The organism is Chitinophaga sancti (assembly GCF_034087045.1).
GTDB lineage: Bacteria > Bacteroidota > Bacteroidia > Chitinophagales > Chitinophagaceae > Chitinophaga > Chitinophaga sancti_B.
Genome location: NZ_CP139247.1, coordinates 4100209 through 4116120 on the forward strand (window position 1 = coordinate 4100209; position 15912 = coordinate 4116120).

9 protein-coding genes are annotated in these 15912 nt (G+C 46.4%); 7 read left to right on the forward strand and 2 right to left on the reverse strand.

The features are described 5' to 3' along the window. The first annotated feature begins 56 nt into the window (after positions 1-56). From SIO70_RS16820 to gap, 3 genes are all read left to right on the forward strand, one after another. Positions 57-2432, forward strand: coding sequence for an ABC transporter permease (locus tag SIO70_RS16820; protein WP_320582016.1), 2376 nt, complete (start codon positions 57-59; stop codon positions 2430-2432). Between the two features lie 358 nt (positions 2433-2790). Further along, positions 2791-3783, forward strand: a complete 993-nt coding sequence (locus tag SIO70_RS16825; RefSeq protein WP_320582017.1) for a GlxA family transcriptional regulator — start codon at positions 2791-2793, stop codon at positions 3781-3783. 83 nt (positions 3784-3866) lie between these two features. Continuing rightward, on the forward strand, positions 3867-4871 hold the full coding sequence (gene gap, locus SIO70_RS16830) for a type I glyceraldehyde-3-phosphate dehydrogenase (protein WP_320582018.1): 1005 nt from the start codon (positions 3867-3869) through the stop codon (positions 4869-4871). A 133-nt stretch (positions 4872-5004) separates the two neighbouring features. On the opposite strand, the gene SIO70_RS16835 is transcribed toward gap, so the two are convergent. Beyond that, positions 5005-6027: a LacI family DNA-binding transcriptional regulator gene (locus SIO70_RS16835; protein ID WP_320582019.1), complete on the reverse strand. Its 1023-nt coding sequence runs from the start codon at positions 6025-6027 to the stop codon at positions 5005-5007. Between the two features lie 111 nt (positions 6028-6138). Here SIO70_RS16835 and SIO70_RS16840 point away from each other — a divergent pair, with 111 nt between their 5' ends. Then, positions 6139-7809, forward strand: coding sequence for a glycoside hydrolase 43 family protein (locus SIO70_RS16840; protein ID WP_320582020.1), 1671 nt, complete (start codon positions 6139-6141; stop codon positions 7807-7809). A gap of 58 nt (positions 7810-7867) precedes the next feature. Here the strand turns inward: SIO70_RS16840 and SIO70_RS16845 are convergent, their stop codons facing one another. Further along, a complete protein-coding gene (locus SIO70_RS16845; protein ID WP_320582021.1) occupies positions 7868-8869 on the reverse strand; it encodes a hypothetical protein in 1002 nt (333 codons plus the stop codon). 236 nt (positions 8870-9105) lie between these two features. Here SIO70_RS16845 and SIO70_RS16850 point away from each other — a divergent pair, with 236 nt between their 5' ends. From SIO70_RS16850 to SIO70_RS16860, 3 genes are read left to right on the forward strand one after another with little or no spacing between them, the layout of a single operon-like run. Further along, a complete protein-coding gene (locus SIO70_RS16850; RefSeq protein WP_320582022.1) occupies positions 9106-12063 on the forward strand; it encodes a TonB-dependent receptor in 2958 nt (985 codons plus the stop codon). A gap of 17 nt (positions 12064-12080) precedes the next feature. Further along, entirely contained in the window at positions 12081-13715 is a 1635-nt protein-coding gene (locus SIO70_RS16855; protein WP_320582023.1) for a RagB/SusD family nutrient uptake outer membrane protein, read from the forward strand. Between the two features lie 10 nt (positions 13716-13725). Then, a complete protein-coding gene (locus SIO70_RS16860; protein WP_320582024.1) occupies positions 13726-15912 on the forward strand; it encodes a glycosyl hydrolase family 28 protein in 2187 nt (728 codons plus the stop codon).

Here is a 15912-nt window from a genome sequence, read left to right on the forward strand (position 1 = left end):
TTTTCAATCAGATAATAACGGGCACCTTATTCGTAGCTATCATTCAAAATTACCTTATGTTACATCATTACCTGTTAATTATATTCAGAAACCTGAAAAGACATAAAGGGTCTTTTCTGATCAATCTGTTCGGGTTATCTGCAGGATTAGCCTGTACCTTTCTGATTTATTTATGGGTGAATGATGAGTTTCACTTTGATAAATTTCATACAAAGAATGAGCAGTTGTACCAGGTGATGGAGCGGAGTACCGAGAATGGAGTGGTGCAGGTAACTGAGGGGGTACAGGGGCCTTTGCCAGCCGCGATGAAAAGGGATTTGCCGGAGGTGACAGACGCAGTAGGCGTGATGTCTTTGCAAAAGAACGGGATTTATTTGCCGGTCAGGAGTGGTGATAAGATGGTGAAGACTTCCGGGTTAATGGCCACCGCTTCGTTTTTTAAAATGTTTTCTTTCCCTTTGATAGCCGGGCAGGCAGATAAGGTGTTGAATGAAAAACAGACGGTGGTGATCTCTGAAAAAATGGCGCAGCAATTGTTCGGATCAGTAGAGAATGCATTGGGAAAACAGGTAGAGTGGGAATTGTTTGGCATTAAAACGCCAGCCATGGTAACGGGAGTATTGGGTGCAATACCTGCGAATAGCACCTTTCAGTTTGACTTTGTGATGTCGCTGGATTTTGAAGGGACTAGCGCGCATTGGCAAAGGTGGGAGAATTCAGGACCAAGTACTTATGTGACATTGAAAGCGGGGACAAATATAGAAAGGTTCGATGCAAAGATCAAAGATTATTTAAAAAAGTATTCAAATGATAACATCTTCACCTTATTTACCAGGCCATTTTCCAGTGGGTACTTATATGGGAATTATGAGAATGGGGTAGTAGCAGGTGGTAGGATCGTATATGTAAGATTATTTAGTCTCATCGCGATATTTATATTGATCATTGCCTGTATCAATTTCATGAACCTGAGTACCGCCAAGGCTTCCAGGAGATTGAAGGAGGTGGGTGTAAAGAAGGCGATCGGGGCATCCCGCCATTCACTCATCTTTCAGTTTCTGGCCGAAGCAGTGTGTATGGCATTATTGGCATTGTTATTAGCAGCATTGATCGTGGCAGTATTCCTGCCACAGTTTAACCTGATCACAGAGAAACAATTGGTCATTCATTTTACGCCATCGCTGGTGTTGATTGGCGTGGGTATTTCCGTAGCAGCCGGTTTGATCTCAGGTAGTTACCCGGCGGTTTATTTGTCAGGATTTGATCCGGTAGGTGTATTGAAAGGCCGGTTGAAATCGCAGATAGGAGAGTTGATCGCCCGCAAAGGATTGGTGGTTTTCCAGTTTACTATTTCATTGGTACTGATTATCGCGGTAGTCGTGATCTATAGACAGGTTCAATATGTACAGACTCAGAATGTCGGGTACAATAAAGAGAATGTTATCTATTTCGATATAGACGGTAGTTTGCAGCAGAATGGACAGGCATTTATTGCTGCAGCAAAGCAATTGCCGGGAGTAGTGAATGCCAGTGGTATGCAGGGCGGAATGTTGGAGTCAGAGAAAGGTGGTTCTACATTTGGAATTTCATGGCCGGGAAAGAATGAAAACGAGATCGTGAAGTTTATAGATCGGGGAGCTGATTTTGAACTGCTGCAAACAATGGGGATACAGGTAAAGGAAGGCCGTGATTTTAGCCGGAATTTTGGAGGGGAGGATAATAAAGTGATCTTCAATGAAGCCGCTATCAAGGCCATGGGACTACGGCACCCGATTGGAACAGATATCATGTTCTGGGGAGAGAAGTCTACTATTATAGGTGTGGTGAAAGACTTTCATATGTCGTCATTGCATGATCCCATACAACCGATGATTTTTTATTTTGCCCCTCAAAAAGCAAATACAATATTGGTGAAGATACAGGGAGATAAATTAACTGAAGGAATAGCTGCAGTGAGTAAATTGTATAAGCAATTTAACCCGGGGTATATCTTCGAATATAAATTTTTGGATGAAAGTTTTAAGGCGCAATATGTTGGAGAGAGGAGGGTAGCGACTTTATCCCGTTACTTTGCCGGGTTGGCTATTTTGATTTCCTGTCTTGGTTTATTTGGGTTGGCTACATTCAATGCAGAGATCAGGACCAAAGAGATTGGTATCCGGAAGATATTAGGTGCTTCTGTATCGAATATTGTGATGCTGCTTTCAAAAGATTTCATCAGGCTGATATTGATTGCGATCCTCATTGCATTCCCGCTTTCCTGGTGGCTGATGAGCCAGTGGCTGAATAATTATGCTTATCACATAAATATTGGTGTGGGCGTGTTCTTTTTAGCAGGTGTGTCTATTATTTTGATTGCTATGCTGACCATTAGTTATCAATCTTTGAAAGCTGCGATCACTAATCCTGTAAGAAGTATTAAATCTGAGTAAAATGAGGCTGTCATTCCCGGAGGTTGCCTGCAAGAAGTATTAAATCTGAGTAAAATGAGGCTGTCATTCCCGGAGGTTGCCAGTAAGAAGCATTAAATCTGAGTAAAATGAGGCTGTCATTCCCGGAGGTTGCCAGTAAGAAGCATTAAATCTGAGTAAATGAGGCTGTCATTCCCGGAGGTTGCCTGTAAGAAGTATTAAATCTGAGTAAAATCAACCTGTCATTGCCGGAGGCATGCCTTCAGCGAATATCATTTCGTTCTTCAGGTGATTAAAACCCTCCTTGGCCGGAATTGTATCATTTATGACCTTCACGCCACCATCAAAACCCCTTACCTTTATATAACAATTCACCTCCATGGCAAAAAAACTAGTAGTCATCGTACCTATGCCTGGTACCTACATGCTCGATGTCGCAGCCCCCTGCGACGTCTTCGCCGCTGCCGACAGTATCCTCCACGAAGGACTCGGCACCGAAGGCACCGGCTACGAAATCCTGCTTGCTGCCTATGGAGATGAAAAAACTGTTGTCAGCAAAAGTGGCATCACCATGACCTGCCCCGTCACCCTGGCGGAAATTACCCGACCCATCGATACCCTTATCGTAGCCGGTTTTCCCTTGGCCCTCCTCCAATCAGGAGACCGCAGGCTTATTAACTGGATCAAAAACAACTATCCACGCCTCCGTCGCATCGGCTCCATCTGTGTCGGCACCTATGCCCTCGCCGAAGCCGGCATACTCGAAGGCAAAAATGCCACTACTCACTGGGAACACAGCCGATCCTTCCAGGAAAAATACCCCAACATCCATGTAGATACCAACCCATTCTATACCAAAGATGGGAATGTCTACACCTCTGGTGGCGTCTCCTCCGGCGTTGACCTTTCCATGGCCCTCGTCGAAGAAGACTATGGCCGGGAAGTCGCCTTGCAGGTTGCCCGCAAACTGGTATTATACCTGAAACGACCCGGCTTCCAGTCTCAATTTGCCAACCTCCTCCAACTCCATAGCGTAGCCAACTCCCTCGCGGGAAAATTGCGCCCCTGGATGCTGGAAAATCTTGACAAAGAACTCGGTGTGGAAGAACTGGCGAACCACCTGAACATGAGTCTCCGCAACTTCACCCGCGTCTTTACCCGCGAAACAGGTATGACGCCTGCCAAATTCGTAGAAAAGCTACGCGTGGAGATTGCCAGAAAATACCTGGAAGACAGCGATTATAGTATGGAGCAGATCGCCGCCAGATGCGGTCTGGGAGGTGTGGTCTCGATGAGAAGAGTGTTCCTGCGACATATGAATGTCACCCCCAGCGATTACCGGCGCACCTTCCGCACCTCTTTCGCTGATTAATAGCAAAATGAAATTTTTTAAAATAACTACTGCATCACATCTTGTGTGATGAGGTGGACATTTATCACTTTAAAATTTAAGTTATGAGAGTAGCCATCAATGGTTTCGGTAGAATAGGCAGAATGACTTTAAGAGCATTACAGGATAAAAATGATGTTCAGATAGTGGCTGTCAATGACCTCACAGATATAAAACTACTGGCGCATCTCCTCAGGTACGATACTTCTCATGGAAAATTCCCTGGCACTATCGTACAGCATGATGATAAAATAATCGTAAACGACCAGGAGATCCTTTTCCTCAGTGAAAGGGATCCGCAAAAATTGCCATGGGGCGAGCTGCAGATAGATGTGGTCATCGAATCCACTGGTCGCTTTACCCAAAAAGAAGCAGCACAGGCACACATTACAGCCGGTGCATCTAAAGTACTGATCACTGCACCTGCTACGGGTGGTGTAAAAACAGTAGTCGTTGGCGTGAATGACGATATCATAGACAAAGACGATCAGATCCTCTCTACCGCCTCCTGTACCACCAACTGTATCGCGCCATTATTATACATCCTGGAAAAAGAATACGGTATTACCTCCGGTTTCATGAGCACCATCCATGCATTCACCATGGACCAGATGCTGCAGGATGGTCCGCACAAAGATTTTAGAAGAGCCCGTGCCGCTACCCAATCCATCATTCCTACTACCACAGGTGCTGCCAAAGCAATTGGTGATGTACTGCCTGGTCTGAAAGGTAAACTGGACGGATTCTCTTATCGTGTTCCTGTTATAGATGGCTCCATTGCAGAGTTGTCTGTCAACCTGATCAAACCTGCTACTGCACAGGAAATCAATGATCTCTTCAAATCATATGCAGACACCAGTCTCAAAGGTGTGCTGGAATATACAGAAGAACCATTGGTATCTGCTGATATCTTAGGGAATACGCATTCTTCCATCATGGATGGTACGCTGACCCGCAGTATTGGTAATCTGGTGAAGGTTGTAGCGTGGTATGATAATGAAGTGGGGATCTCTAATCGTTTAGCTGAAATGACAGTAGCATTAGCGAAACTGAATTTACAAACCGCCTGATAAAACAAAAGAGGGTGAACGCAAAAGTATGAGTTCACCCTCTTCTATTTCGGATACCTGGTGAAGGCAGATCATCCTTTATGCGATGCGTAGTGCGTTAATTTATTTTTGATACCTTCTCTTTTTTATAATCTTAGGTCGACGCCTGTACAATCAGTGTCGTTGCCAATATCTTTCGTTCAAACTCTTTCACCGGCTTCTTACTCTCCACCAGCTGTAACAACATTCCCGTCGCTATCTGCCCCATCTCAAACGCCGGTTGTCTCACTACTGTCAATGGTGGATTGAGCAACTCCACCAGATCTGAATTCGAAAATCCTACCAGCGCCATCTCTTCCGGTATCCTGATCCCCTTTGCATTTAATATGCGCATACAATTCGTCGTCAACTTATCCGACGCTGTAAAAATCGCATCTGGTCTGGGTCTTAACTTTAATAACTGGTTCATACACTGCTCCACCTCATCGATATATAACCCGGCAAACTGACTATACCTGATCATGGATTTCGATGGCTTCATTCTCGATTGTGCCAACGCCTCCATATACCCCGCTACTCGTTCCCTGCTGATACTCAGGTTTTCCGGTCCCGCCAGTACAGCAATATGTTTATATCCTTTATTGACCAGGTGCAAAGTCGCATCATACGCACCCCTGAAATTATCCACCATCACCTTATGCGTTTGCAGATCTTCCACAATCCTGTCAAAAAATACAATGGGAAATCCTCTGTCATGCAGCGCCTTCAGATGTTCCAGATTCTGTGTGCCACTACTTACTGAAATCAGTAACCCATCTATTGACCTGGAAGCCAGGTATTGTAAGGTCATCAATTCTTTCTCAAACGATTCATGCGTCTGGGAAATAATTACATTATACCCTTTATCTTTTGCTACGGATTCAATCCCGTTAATTGCCTGTGAAAAGAAACTATTGGCGATCTCTGCTACAATTACCCCAATAGACCTGCTCCGCTTTTCTTTCAGACTCAGTGCAATAGGATTTGGATGATAATTGATACGGGTAGCATATTCCAGTACCAGCTGTTTAGTTGCTATACTGATTTCATGACTGTCGCGCAATGCGCGTGAAACGGTGGAGGTGGAAAGGCCCAGTGCGTTCGCAATATCTTTTATAGTGGCTGCTTCGAATTTCATAACGTCTTCGTAAATATAATTTATTTTAACATTACCTGAAAACCGTATCTCACATTCAATAGAAAAAATTCCCCTACTTTAGTTGTCACATTCACACGTATTTGAAAAACAATGACACCATCCACTCTTTGTACACTCATCCTGTCCCTGCTCTGTACTTACGCTACTGCACAGGATCCTGGGAACGGTACCTACTGTAATCCAGTCATCAACGCTGATTATTCTGACCCTGATGTCTGTGCAGCTGGTCCAGATTTTTATATGACAGCTTCCAGCTTTAGCTGCGTCCCGGGGTTGCCCATTTTACATTCTACAGACCTGGTCAACTGGTCGCTCATCGGTCATGCGCTGCATCGCCTGCCACCTTACGATCACTTTTCGAAAGTGCAGCATGGGGGTGGGGTATGGGCGCCGGCCATCCGTTACCACAACAGGGAATTTTATATCTACTACCCGGATCCGGATTTTGGTATTTACATGATAAAAGCAAAGTCTCCCAAAGGTCCATGGTCTGATCCCATTCTGGTAAAAGAAGGCAGGGGCATTATCGATCCCTGTCCTTTCTGGGATGAGGATGGCCAGGTGTATCTCATTCATGCTTACGCAGGGAGTCGTGCAGGTATCAAGAGCGTGCTTACCCTGCATCATATGAATGCCGCAGGCACTACTGTTACAGATGCCGGTATCCTTGTCGTGGATGGCCATCCTTCCAACCCGACTTTGGAAGGGCCAAAGTTGTACAAACGCAATGGCTACTACTACATTTTTGCACCCGCGGGTGGGGTGAGTACTGGCTGGCAACTGGTATTAAGAGCGAAAAAGATCGAAGGCCCTTACGAAGAAAAGATCGTTATGGATCAGGGTAATACTCCCATCAATGGTCCTCATCAGGGAGCATGGGTGACCACAACTACTGGTACTGACTGGTTCCTGCACTTCCAGGACAAAGATGCCTATGGTCGTGTGGTACATTTACAACCCATGAAGTGGGTGAATGACTGGCCTGTGATTGGGATAGATAAAGATGGGGATGGAAAAGGAGAGCCGGTGCTCACTTACAAAAAGCCGCTCGCAGGGAATACTGTTAAAACGCCACTTACCGGCAATACTGTTAAAACATCACCCTCCACTGGCAATACTTTTAAAACATCACCGAACTGCAATGCTTTTAGCAGGCCCCTCAACTCCGATGAATTCAATACCAGCACCCTCGGTCTTCAATGGCAATGGCAGGCAAATCCACTCTCTACCTGGGGCATGCTTTCTCCTGCAAAAGGTATATTAAGACTTTTCTCAGCAAAACTCCCTGACTCCCTGCACAACTACTGGGATGTACCCAACTTACTCTTACAGAAATTTCCCAACGATACCTTCACAGTGACTACTGTCTGCAAGTTCACACCCAATCCCGGTTTAGAAGGAGAACGCACGGGCCTCATCATCATGGGGGCTGACTACGCTTCACTATCCATCCTCAAAAAAGAAAAGGAATTACAACTCGTGTACAGCAGCTGCAAAAACGCCGACAAAGGCAAAGCAGAAAGCCAACAGATCATTACAACACTAAAAGACAGCACCTGTTATTTCAGGGTGAAAATCACCGAAGGCGCCATCTGCCAGTTTAGCTACAGCACTAATGGTAAAGACTTCACCCCAATCAAAGAAACATTCACTGCCAAACCCGGACGTTGGATTGGTGCCAAAGTAGGGCTCTTCTGCACACGACCCGGTCAGATCAATGATGCAGGATATGCTGATTTTGATTGGTTCAGGATAGAATAAATTATAAAGGGTTTGCCGCCAGGCAAACCCTTTATAGAAATCCACTGTAAAAAAAATATTATTTCGCTTTCAGCGCTTCGATTTCTTTTTGCTGCGCTTCCAGCTGTTTCTTCAAATCAATGATGTACAAAGTCAGCTCTTCGATCTTCTGCATCTGCAATTTTTGCATTTCTCCCACATCCAGCCCCTCTGCAGCTATCTGTTTCTCTGAAGGAATATCAGGTAATTTGTGATTTTCTTTGATATGCGCTTCCACTTCAGCTAATGAAGGTAATTTATAACCCGGAGCAAACACATAATCCGCCCAGCTTTGCGTTACCTTTAGCTTGGTACCGCCAATAGTGCCATTCACGGCCAGGGTGTAACCCGTAGGCAGGGTGCTCATTCCCACAGCTAACCCACCTCCATTCAAATAAGAACTCCCAATAGGATTGATCACAGCTTTCACGACATTCGTAGCAGTATCATATAAAAACAGATTACCACCCTTTGAAATCTGAGCCCGGGTTTTAGTATTTGCATAATTTGTAAATAAATACCCTCCATTTGTAAACATTGCCATATTTCCCGCATCAGTATACAAAGTGCCATTCCCATTCATATAAATGTAATTCCCACTCATGTAAATTCGCCCGTTCACATCCAGCTCTGCAATAGGTGAAGGTTTATTAATTCCGATATACCCTGCACTGGAAATAAATATACCTCCAGTACTGGCATTCGTAGAAGAGTTCTGAATAGCAAAAGTATTACTTGCCCTTAAAAAACCCATACCACACACCCACTGGCCCGCTCTCACAAATGATAAATGAAAACGATTATCTCCCTGATCTGCGGGCCTTGCAATCTGTATACCATAGCCATAGGGCGTATCATCAAACCAATCTCCAAAATGTGTTTGATTACTGAACCTGGCCTTGGCTCCCACATTCATTGGAAATGCCGAATTAATATAGGTGCCTACACCTACACTCAGATTGTTAACATGCAATGTGTCGTAAGACTGAGCTAAGGCAGGGATACTTCCTGCCAGGCAAAACATTAAAATTAGTCTTTTCATAGAGTAAAAGGGTTTACAACCCAAAGATAAAATATTCCCGCAAACGTTTGCGTAAATAAATCCGCCCATTCCCTTCCAATAATAAAATTATAGCTGTAGAATTGTTTCAAGGATACGGGTACAACCTATCAATATGATACAAAAACCAGTGCCTGCCTGTATTGCCACTGTTACAATGCTTATTCCATGAGGTCTGTATAACCCATTTGAAAAAACACACAACAATTCGATACGTTATGAAAAAACTACCGATGTTTTGCTGGCTCGTGCTCAGCACTGTCAGTTGGGCGTTCGCTCAAACCCATGTTATCAAAGGAAAGGTGACCGATGCCACCACCGGCGAACCACTCATCATGGTGAGCGTTCAACTCAAAGGCACTACCACCGGCACACAAACCGACGCCTCTGGGAATTTCTCCATCAATGTCCCCAATCCACAGGGCGTGCTCACATTCACCTACATGGGTTATGAAGCACTCTCCCGCAATATTGACGGAAACACAAGCCTGAACATCGCTATGACAAAAGATAACAAACAACTGGATGAGGTAGTCGTAATCGGCTATGGTGAAGTAAAGAAAAGAGACCTCACCGGCTCCGTTGTTTCTGTCAAAGGCGCTGAACTCAAAAAAGTGCCTACTACCAATGTGATGGAATCTGTTCAGGGTAAACTCCCCGGCGTAGACATCACCAAAAGCTCCGGTGCCTCCGGCGCAAAAATCAACGTCACCGTGAGAGGCAACCGCTCTATCCGCGCAGACAACGGCCCCCTCTACATTGTAGACGGGGTACAATACCAGAACATTCAGGACATCAACTCCAACGATATTCAAAGTATGGAAGTGCTCAAAGACGCTTCCTCCACCGCTATCTATGGTTCCAGAGGTGCAAACGGTGTGATCATTATTACCACCCGCAAAGGCGCACTGGGCAAGCCTAAGGTGAGTCTCAACACTTACGTGGGCAACAACGAAGTAGCCGGCTATCCATCTATGATGACCGGCCCTCAGTACGTTGCCCTCAAAAGAGAAGCCTACCACACCACCGGCCGCTGGAACTCCGATGCCGATGATGCACTCATCTTCAACGCTGCCGAAGTGAATGCTATTCAAAACAACCTCTGGACCAACTATGCTGACCTGCTTATTCATAACGGCTTACAACAGGATTATCAGGTAGGCGTAACAGGTGGTTCCGACAAAACAAAAGTTTACTTTTCCCTCGACTACTTTGATGAAAAAGGTTTATTCAAACTCGATCGTACCCGTCGCTACAGCGCCCGGCTGAACATCGATCAGACCATCAGCAACATCCTGAAAGCTGGCATGCAAAGCCAGGTTACTTACTACGACCAGGATGCGCGCCGCGACCCTTTAAATCAGGCCAACAAAATCGTACCCCTCAATGGTCCGTACGATGCTGACGGCAATTTCGTACTGTTCCCCAACAATGGCTCTGCCATCAACCCACTGGCAGATGAACAGCCTAATATCTACCAGAATAATAGTCGTGTCACGAGAACATTCATCAATGCCTACGTAGAGCTTACACCACTCAAAGGCTTGTCTCTCCGCTCAAACCTGGGCGTAACGCTGGACAATGCCCGACAGGGGATCTTTGCTGCTAAAAATTCCATCGACAGGTCTACCGCCTCTACCTCCCGTTCCCAGTACAACACAGGTGCACAACGCTACCTGAGCTGGGAAAACGTAGCCAACTATTCACACCAGTTCGGACAGCACTCCATCGGTATCACCGGTGTAGCCAGCCTGCTCTCCGACCAGCGTGACTCGAGCTTTCTGCAGGGTGAAGGACAACTGTTGCCCTCGCAGCTTTACTATGCACTTGCCAATAGTGTAAGTGGTATAGCGGTTCGTACGAACTACCTTTCCAGTAAACTCATCTCCTTCACTGGGCGTGTGAATTACAACTATAAAGGTAAGTACCTGCTATCCCTCACCGGCCGCTCTGATGGCTCTTCTAAACTGGCCCCCGGCAATAAATGGGCGTTCTTCCCATCAGCTGCCGCTGCCTGGAGGATCAGTGACGAATCGTTCATGAAAGGACAAAATGTATTCAGCGATCTTAAACTCCGCGCCAGCTACGGTATTGCAGGCAACGATGCTGTATCGCCATACTCCACCGCCAGTTACCTGAGCAAGATCCCATTCTCTTACGATGACACCAACGCTGCCCTTGCATATGGCATAGGTAACCAGGTTGGCAACAAGAACCTGAAATGGGAACTCTCTGCCACTGCGGATGTAGGCCTGGATTTTAGTGTGCTGAATGGCAGAATTGGCGCTACGATCGACTACTATGATACTCATACCAAAGACCTGCTGCTGCAAAGGACGCTACCTTCTTCTTCCGGTGTGACCACCGTGATCCAGAACATCGGAAAGACCCGCAACAGAGGGATTGAAATAGGCATCAATACGACGAATATCAGTACCGGCAAACTAACCTGGACTTCCAATATCGTCTTCTCCAAAAACAAAGAAGAAATCGTTTCGCTGGCAGACGCCAACACCAACGACGTTGCCAATGGATGGTTCATTGGTTACCCTGTAAAAGTATATTATGATTACCAGAAACTAGGCATCTGGCAAACGGATGAAGCCACAGAAGCCGCTAAGTACGGTTACAAACCCGGTAATATCAAAGTAAAAGATATCAATGGCGACGGTGCGCTCAACACACAGGACAGAGTAGTACTGGGCAGACAGGTACCTACCTGGAGCGGTGGTTTTAACAACGATATCCGCTACGCTAATTTCGATCTGAACGTCTATGTATTCGCACGTATCGGTCAGTACATCTACTCTGAATACGCCGCCAAATTCGATCCACAGGGTCTGGAAAACAGTGCTCCTTTGGACTACTGGACGCCGGATCATGCTACCAATGCTTATCCAAGACCGAATTCCAGTGTGTCAAAAGATGGTACGCCATTCATCAAAACATTGGGTTATCAGGAAGGCTCTTTTGTGAAGATCAGGAATATCTCACTGGGATATACCTTGCCAGCAGGCGCATTGAAGACGGTACACCTCAGCAGTGTAAGAGTGTACGTCACCGGCAAGAACCTCTTCACCTTCAGCAAAGTGAAAGACTATGATCCGGAAAGAGGCGGGGACCTCAGCAACCCGCTCACCAAAATGTATGTCGCTGGCTTAAACGTAGAATTCTGATCCTAAAAAAGTAAACCATGAAACGCTACTATTTCCTCCTCATATTATTAACCGGCCTCGCTTGTAACAAGCAGCTGGAAGAATACAATCCATCGGGCCTCACCACCGACCAGGTATTCAGTACCCCCGAAGGTTTTGAAACACTGGTGAATGCCGTCTACACCTACAACCGCTGGTGGTATGGCAAAGAAGAGGGTTACAGCATCTCTGAAATGGGGACCGACCTCTGGACCAGCGGTACCGGCGATAAATACCCCGACATTACCCAATATATAAATTTACAGGCCAGCAATACCGTGATGAGCGGACTCTGGAAACAACTCTATGCCGCCATCAACCTGTGCAATACAGGCATTGGCCGTATTGACAAAGCAGGTTATACCGACGATGTCAAAAAGACACGCAATGCTGAACTTCATTTTATGCGCGCATTCTACTACTGGCATATCGTTGAAATGTGGGGCGGCGTACACTTCACAGTGGATGAAACCACAGGCGTCCAGACGACAGCTAATCGTACGCCTGCAGATACATTTTACGCGCAGATATTCCGTGACCTGGATGTCGCTGTCAACGACCTGCCACTCACCACAACGGACTATGGCCGCGCTACCAAACCTGTTGCACAGGCTTTTCTGGCCAGAATGTGCCTGACCCGCAATCTCAACGAAAGAGCGGCTGTACTCGCTGACTCTGTTATTAACAATTATGGATATAGCTTACAGGCAAAATATGCTGATCTTTGGAGCATGAGCAACCTGCAGAATAAGGAAGTGGTGTGGGCTGTGAACTATATGAAAAACCTGGTCTACGATGACCGGGTTGATGCCACCCTTTATCCCAACGGCCACTCCCGTGGTGCCAACAATGGTCACCTCATGTTCATCATGAAATACGATGACCTGCCGGGTATGCAGCGCGACGTAGCCAATGGCCGTCCTTTCAACAGGTATATGCCATCACTCTTCCTGCTGAACCTGTTCAACGAAAAAGCAGATGCCCGTTATGCAGCTACCTTCAAACAGGTATGGTATTGCAATAACCTGAATACTGCCCCAGCTGGTATGAAACTGGGCGATACCGCGATTGTGATCACTAAATATGCAGTCACCAACGCAGATACCGCCGGCAAAAAGTACAGAACGTACGACAGGAACCTGGTATATGCTACAAACGGCGGTGGTAAAGACCGTACGCACTATATTTCTCTACAGAAATTCGATGATCCTACCCGTGCCTCCATGAATGAAGAAGAAAGCGCCCGCGATGCATTCATCATCCGGCTGGCCGAGATGTACCTGGTCGCAGCAGAAGCGCAGTTCAAACTGGGCAACAATGGCAAAGCTGCTGACTACATCAACGTAATCCGTAAAAGAGCCGCCATCGCCGGTCATGAAGCCGAGATGCTCATCACCGATGCTGACATTACACTCGACTTCATCCTCGATGAAAGAGCACGTGAACTGGCTGGCGAACAGTTAAGATGGTTCGATCTGAAACGTACCGGCAAACTGGAAGAACGTATTAAAAGCTACAGCCCTGATCCGGCTACCTACTTCCAGTCTTATCACAACCTGCGCCCGATTCCGCAGGATCAGATAGATGCCGTAACTAACAAAACTGAATTCACTCAAAATCCTGGCTACCAATAAACTGTTACAGATGAATATAAGACATTACTTACTGGTATTATTGTTACCGTTGATCAGCTGGATGCCGGCTGATCAACCCCGTATTTTCCTGATTGGCGATTCCACGATGTCCAGCAAACCACTGGAAGATAATCCCGAAAGAGGTTGGGGCCAGCTGTTCCCGCAATTCCTGGATGGCATTGAAGTAAAGAACTATGCCGTGAATGGCAGGAGTACCAAAAGCTTCATCAATGAACATCGCTGGGATTCTGTTTTAGCACAGTTAAAAAAGGGTGACTGGGTGCTCATCCAGTTTGGCCACAATGACCAGAAGAAAGAAGATTCCACCCGCTATGCAGCTCCGAACGGCGCGTACAAAGACAACCTGTTGCGCTTTGTAAAAGAAGCCCGGGCCAAAGGTGCCAACCCCGTACTCATCACACCTGTGATGCGACGTAAGTTTGACGACAAAGGCAACTTCGTGGACCAGCATGGGGAATATCCCGGTGTAGTGAGGGCACTGGCCGCACAGTACAAAGTACCCCTCATCGACCTGCATAAAAGCAGTGAAGCCCTCATTGTACAACACGGTGTACAGGGTTCTGAAAAGCTATTTAAAACCACACCGGCAGGGCACTACACCAAATTGCCCGATGGGGTGACAGACAATACCCACTTTAACACCTACGGCGCTACCCTCGTAGCTGGCCTGGTGGCAAAGGAAATTCATGAGAAACACATTGGGCTGGATCCTTTTTTGAAAAAGACCGCTTTTGAAGGCAAATACCGCTTTGATCTGCCAGAGGTATATGAACCTCATTTCAGAAGAGATACGCTGAATATCCTGTCCTTTGGTGCCAAATCTGATGGTGTGACCCTCAATAGTCAGAGCATCAATGCCGCTATCGATACCTGTAGCAACAGGGGGGGAGGGGTGGTAATGATCCCTTCCGGCTTATGGCTCACTGGCCCGATTGTATTAAAGAGCAATGTGAACCTTTACCTGGCGCCGAATTCCATCTTACAGTTTACAACCGATTTTTCCCAATACCCTTTAATAGAAACAACTTACGAGGGGCTTAAAGCCATGCGCTGCCAGGCCCCTCTTTCTGCCCTCAATGCGGAAAACATTGCGATCACCGGCAAAGGTATTCTCGATGGCGGTGGCGATGCATGGCGCATTGTCAAGAAAGATAAGCTGACAGAAAGCCAATGGAAGAAACTGACCACTTCCGGCGGTATCACCGGCGAAGACCAGAAGACCTGGTACCCGTCTGAGAAATCACAGAAAGGTTCGAAAACCCAGCAGGCGGGCGTGATCGCTCCCGGCAAAACCGCTGCTGATTACAATGATATCAAAGACTTCCTGCGCCCTAATATGATCAGCATCGCTTCCTGCAAATATGTATTGCTGGAAGGCGTAACTTTCCAGAACTCACCGGCCTGGTGTTTGCACCCATTATTGTGCGAACACATCACCCTGAGAAATGTATATGCAAAGAACCCATGGTATGCACAGAACGGCGATGGCCTTGATCTTGAATCCTGCCGTTTTGCACGTATCGAAGGCTGTACGTTCGATGTAGGTGATGATGGCATCTGTATCAAATCCGGCAGAGATGAACAGGGTAGAAAAAGAGGCGTGCCTACGGCCGATGTGATCGTGAATAATTGTACGGTGTACCATGCACACGGTGGATTCGTGATCGGTAGCGAAATGTCAGGCGGAGCGAACAATTTATATGTATCTGATTGTTCTTTCTTAGGCACCGATATCGGATTGCGTTTCAAAACAACCCGTGGCCGCGGTGGTATCGTAGAAAAGATCTACGTGAATAATATCAATATGGAAAACATTCCTGCGGAAGCCATCCTCTTTGATATGTACTACATGGCGAAAGATCCTGTAGTACTGGTAGGCGAGAAAAGAGAAGCTCCTAAGGTGGAGACGATCCCTGTTACAGATGGCACGCCCCGCTTCAGGGATTTTCATATCAACAATGTGGTGTGTAATGGTGCGGCAAAGGCGATCTTTATCCGGGGCTTACCAGAAATGCCTATCAGTGATATCTACCTGAATAATATCACCATCAAAGCAGACAAAGCAGGTGATTGCATAGAAGGTAAAAACATTCAACTGACAAACGTAAAACTGCTCACTGCCGACAATGGCAAAATGAACGTGCAGGATAGCAAAGCAATAAAAATGGGAGACTAA

What these genes read in the sequence shown, in the direction of transcription:
- SIO70_RS16820 (WP_320582016.1), top strand. Translation starts at nt 57, where the DNA reads ATGTTACATCATTACCTGTTAATTATATTCAGAAACCTGAAAAGACAT.
- SIO70_RS16825 (WP_320582017.1), top strand. Translation starts at nt 2,791, where the DNA reads ATGGCAAAAAAACTAGTAGTCATCGTACCTATGCCTGGTACCTACATG.
- gap (WP_320582018.1), top strand. Translation starts at nt 3,867, where the DNA reads ATGAGAGTAGCCATCAATGGTTTCGGTAGAATAGGCAGAATGACTTTA.
- SIO70_RS16835 (WP_320582019.1), bottom strand. Translation starts at nt 6,027, where the DNA reads ATGAAATTCGAAGCAGCCACTATAAAAGATATTGCGAACGCACTGGGC.
- SIO70_RS16840 (WP_320582020.1), top strand. Translation starts at nt 6,139, where the DNA reads ATGACACCATCCACTCTTTGTACACTCATCCTGTCCCTGCTCTGTACT.
- SIO70_RS16845 (WP_320582021.1), bottom strand. Translation starts at nt 8,869, where the DNA reads ATGAAAAGACTAATTTTAATGTTTTGCCTGGCAGGAAGTATCCCTGCC.
- SIO70_RS16850 (WP_320582022.1), top strand. Translation starts at nt 9,106, where the DNA reads ATGAAAAAACTACCGATGTTTTGCTGGCTCGTGCTCAGCACTGTCAGT.
- SIO70_RS16855 (WP_320582023.1), top strand. Translation starts at nt 12,081, where the DNA reads ATGAAACGCTACTATTTCCTCCTCATATTATTAACCGGCCTCGCTTGT.
- SIO70_RS16860 (WP_320582024.1), top strand. Translation starts at nt 13,726, where the DNA reads ATGAATATAAGACATTACTTACTGGTATTATTGTTACCGTTGATCAGC.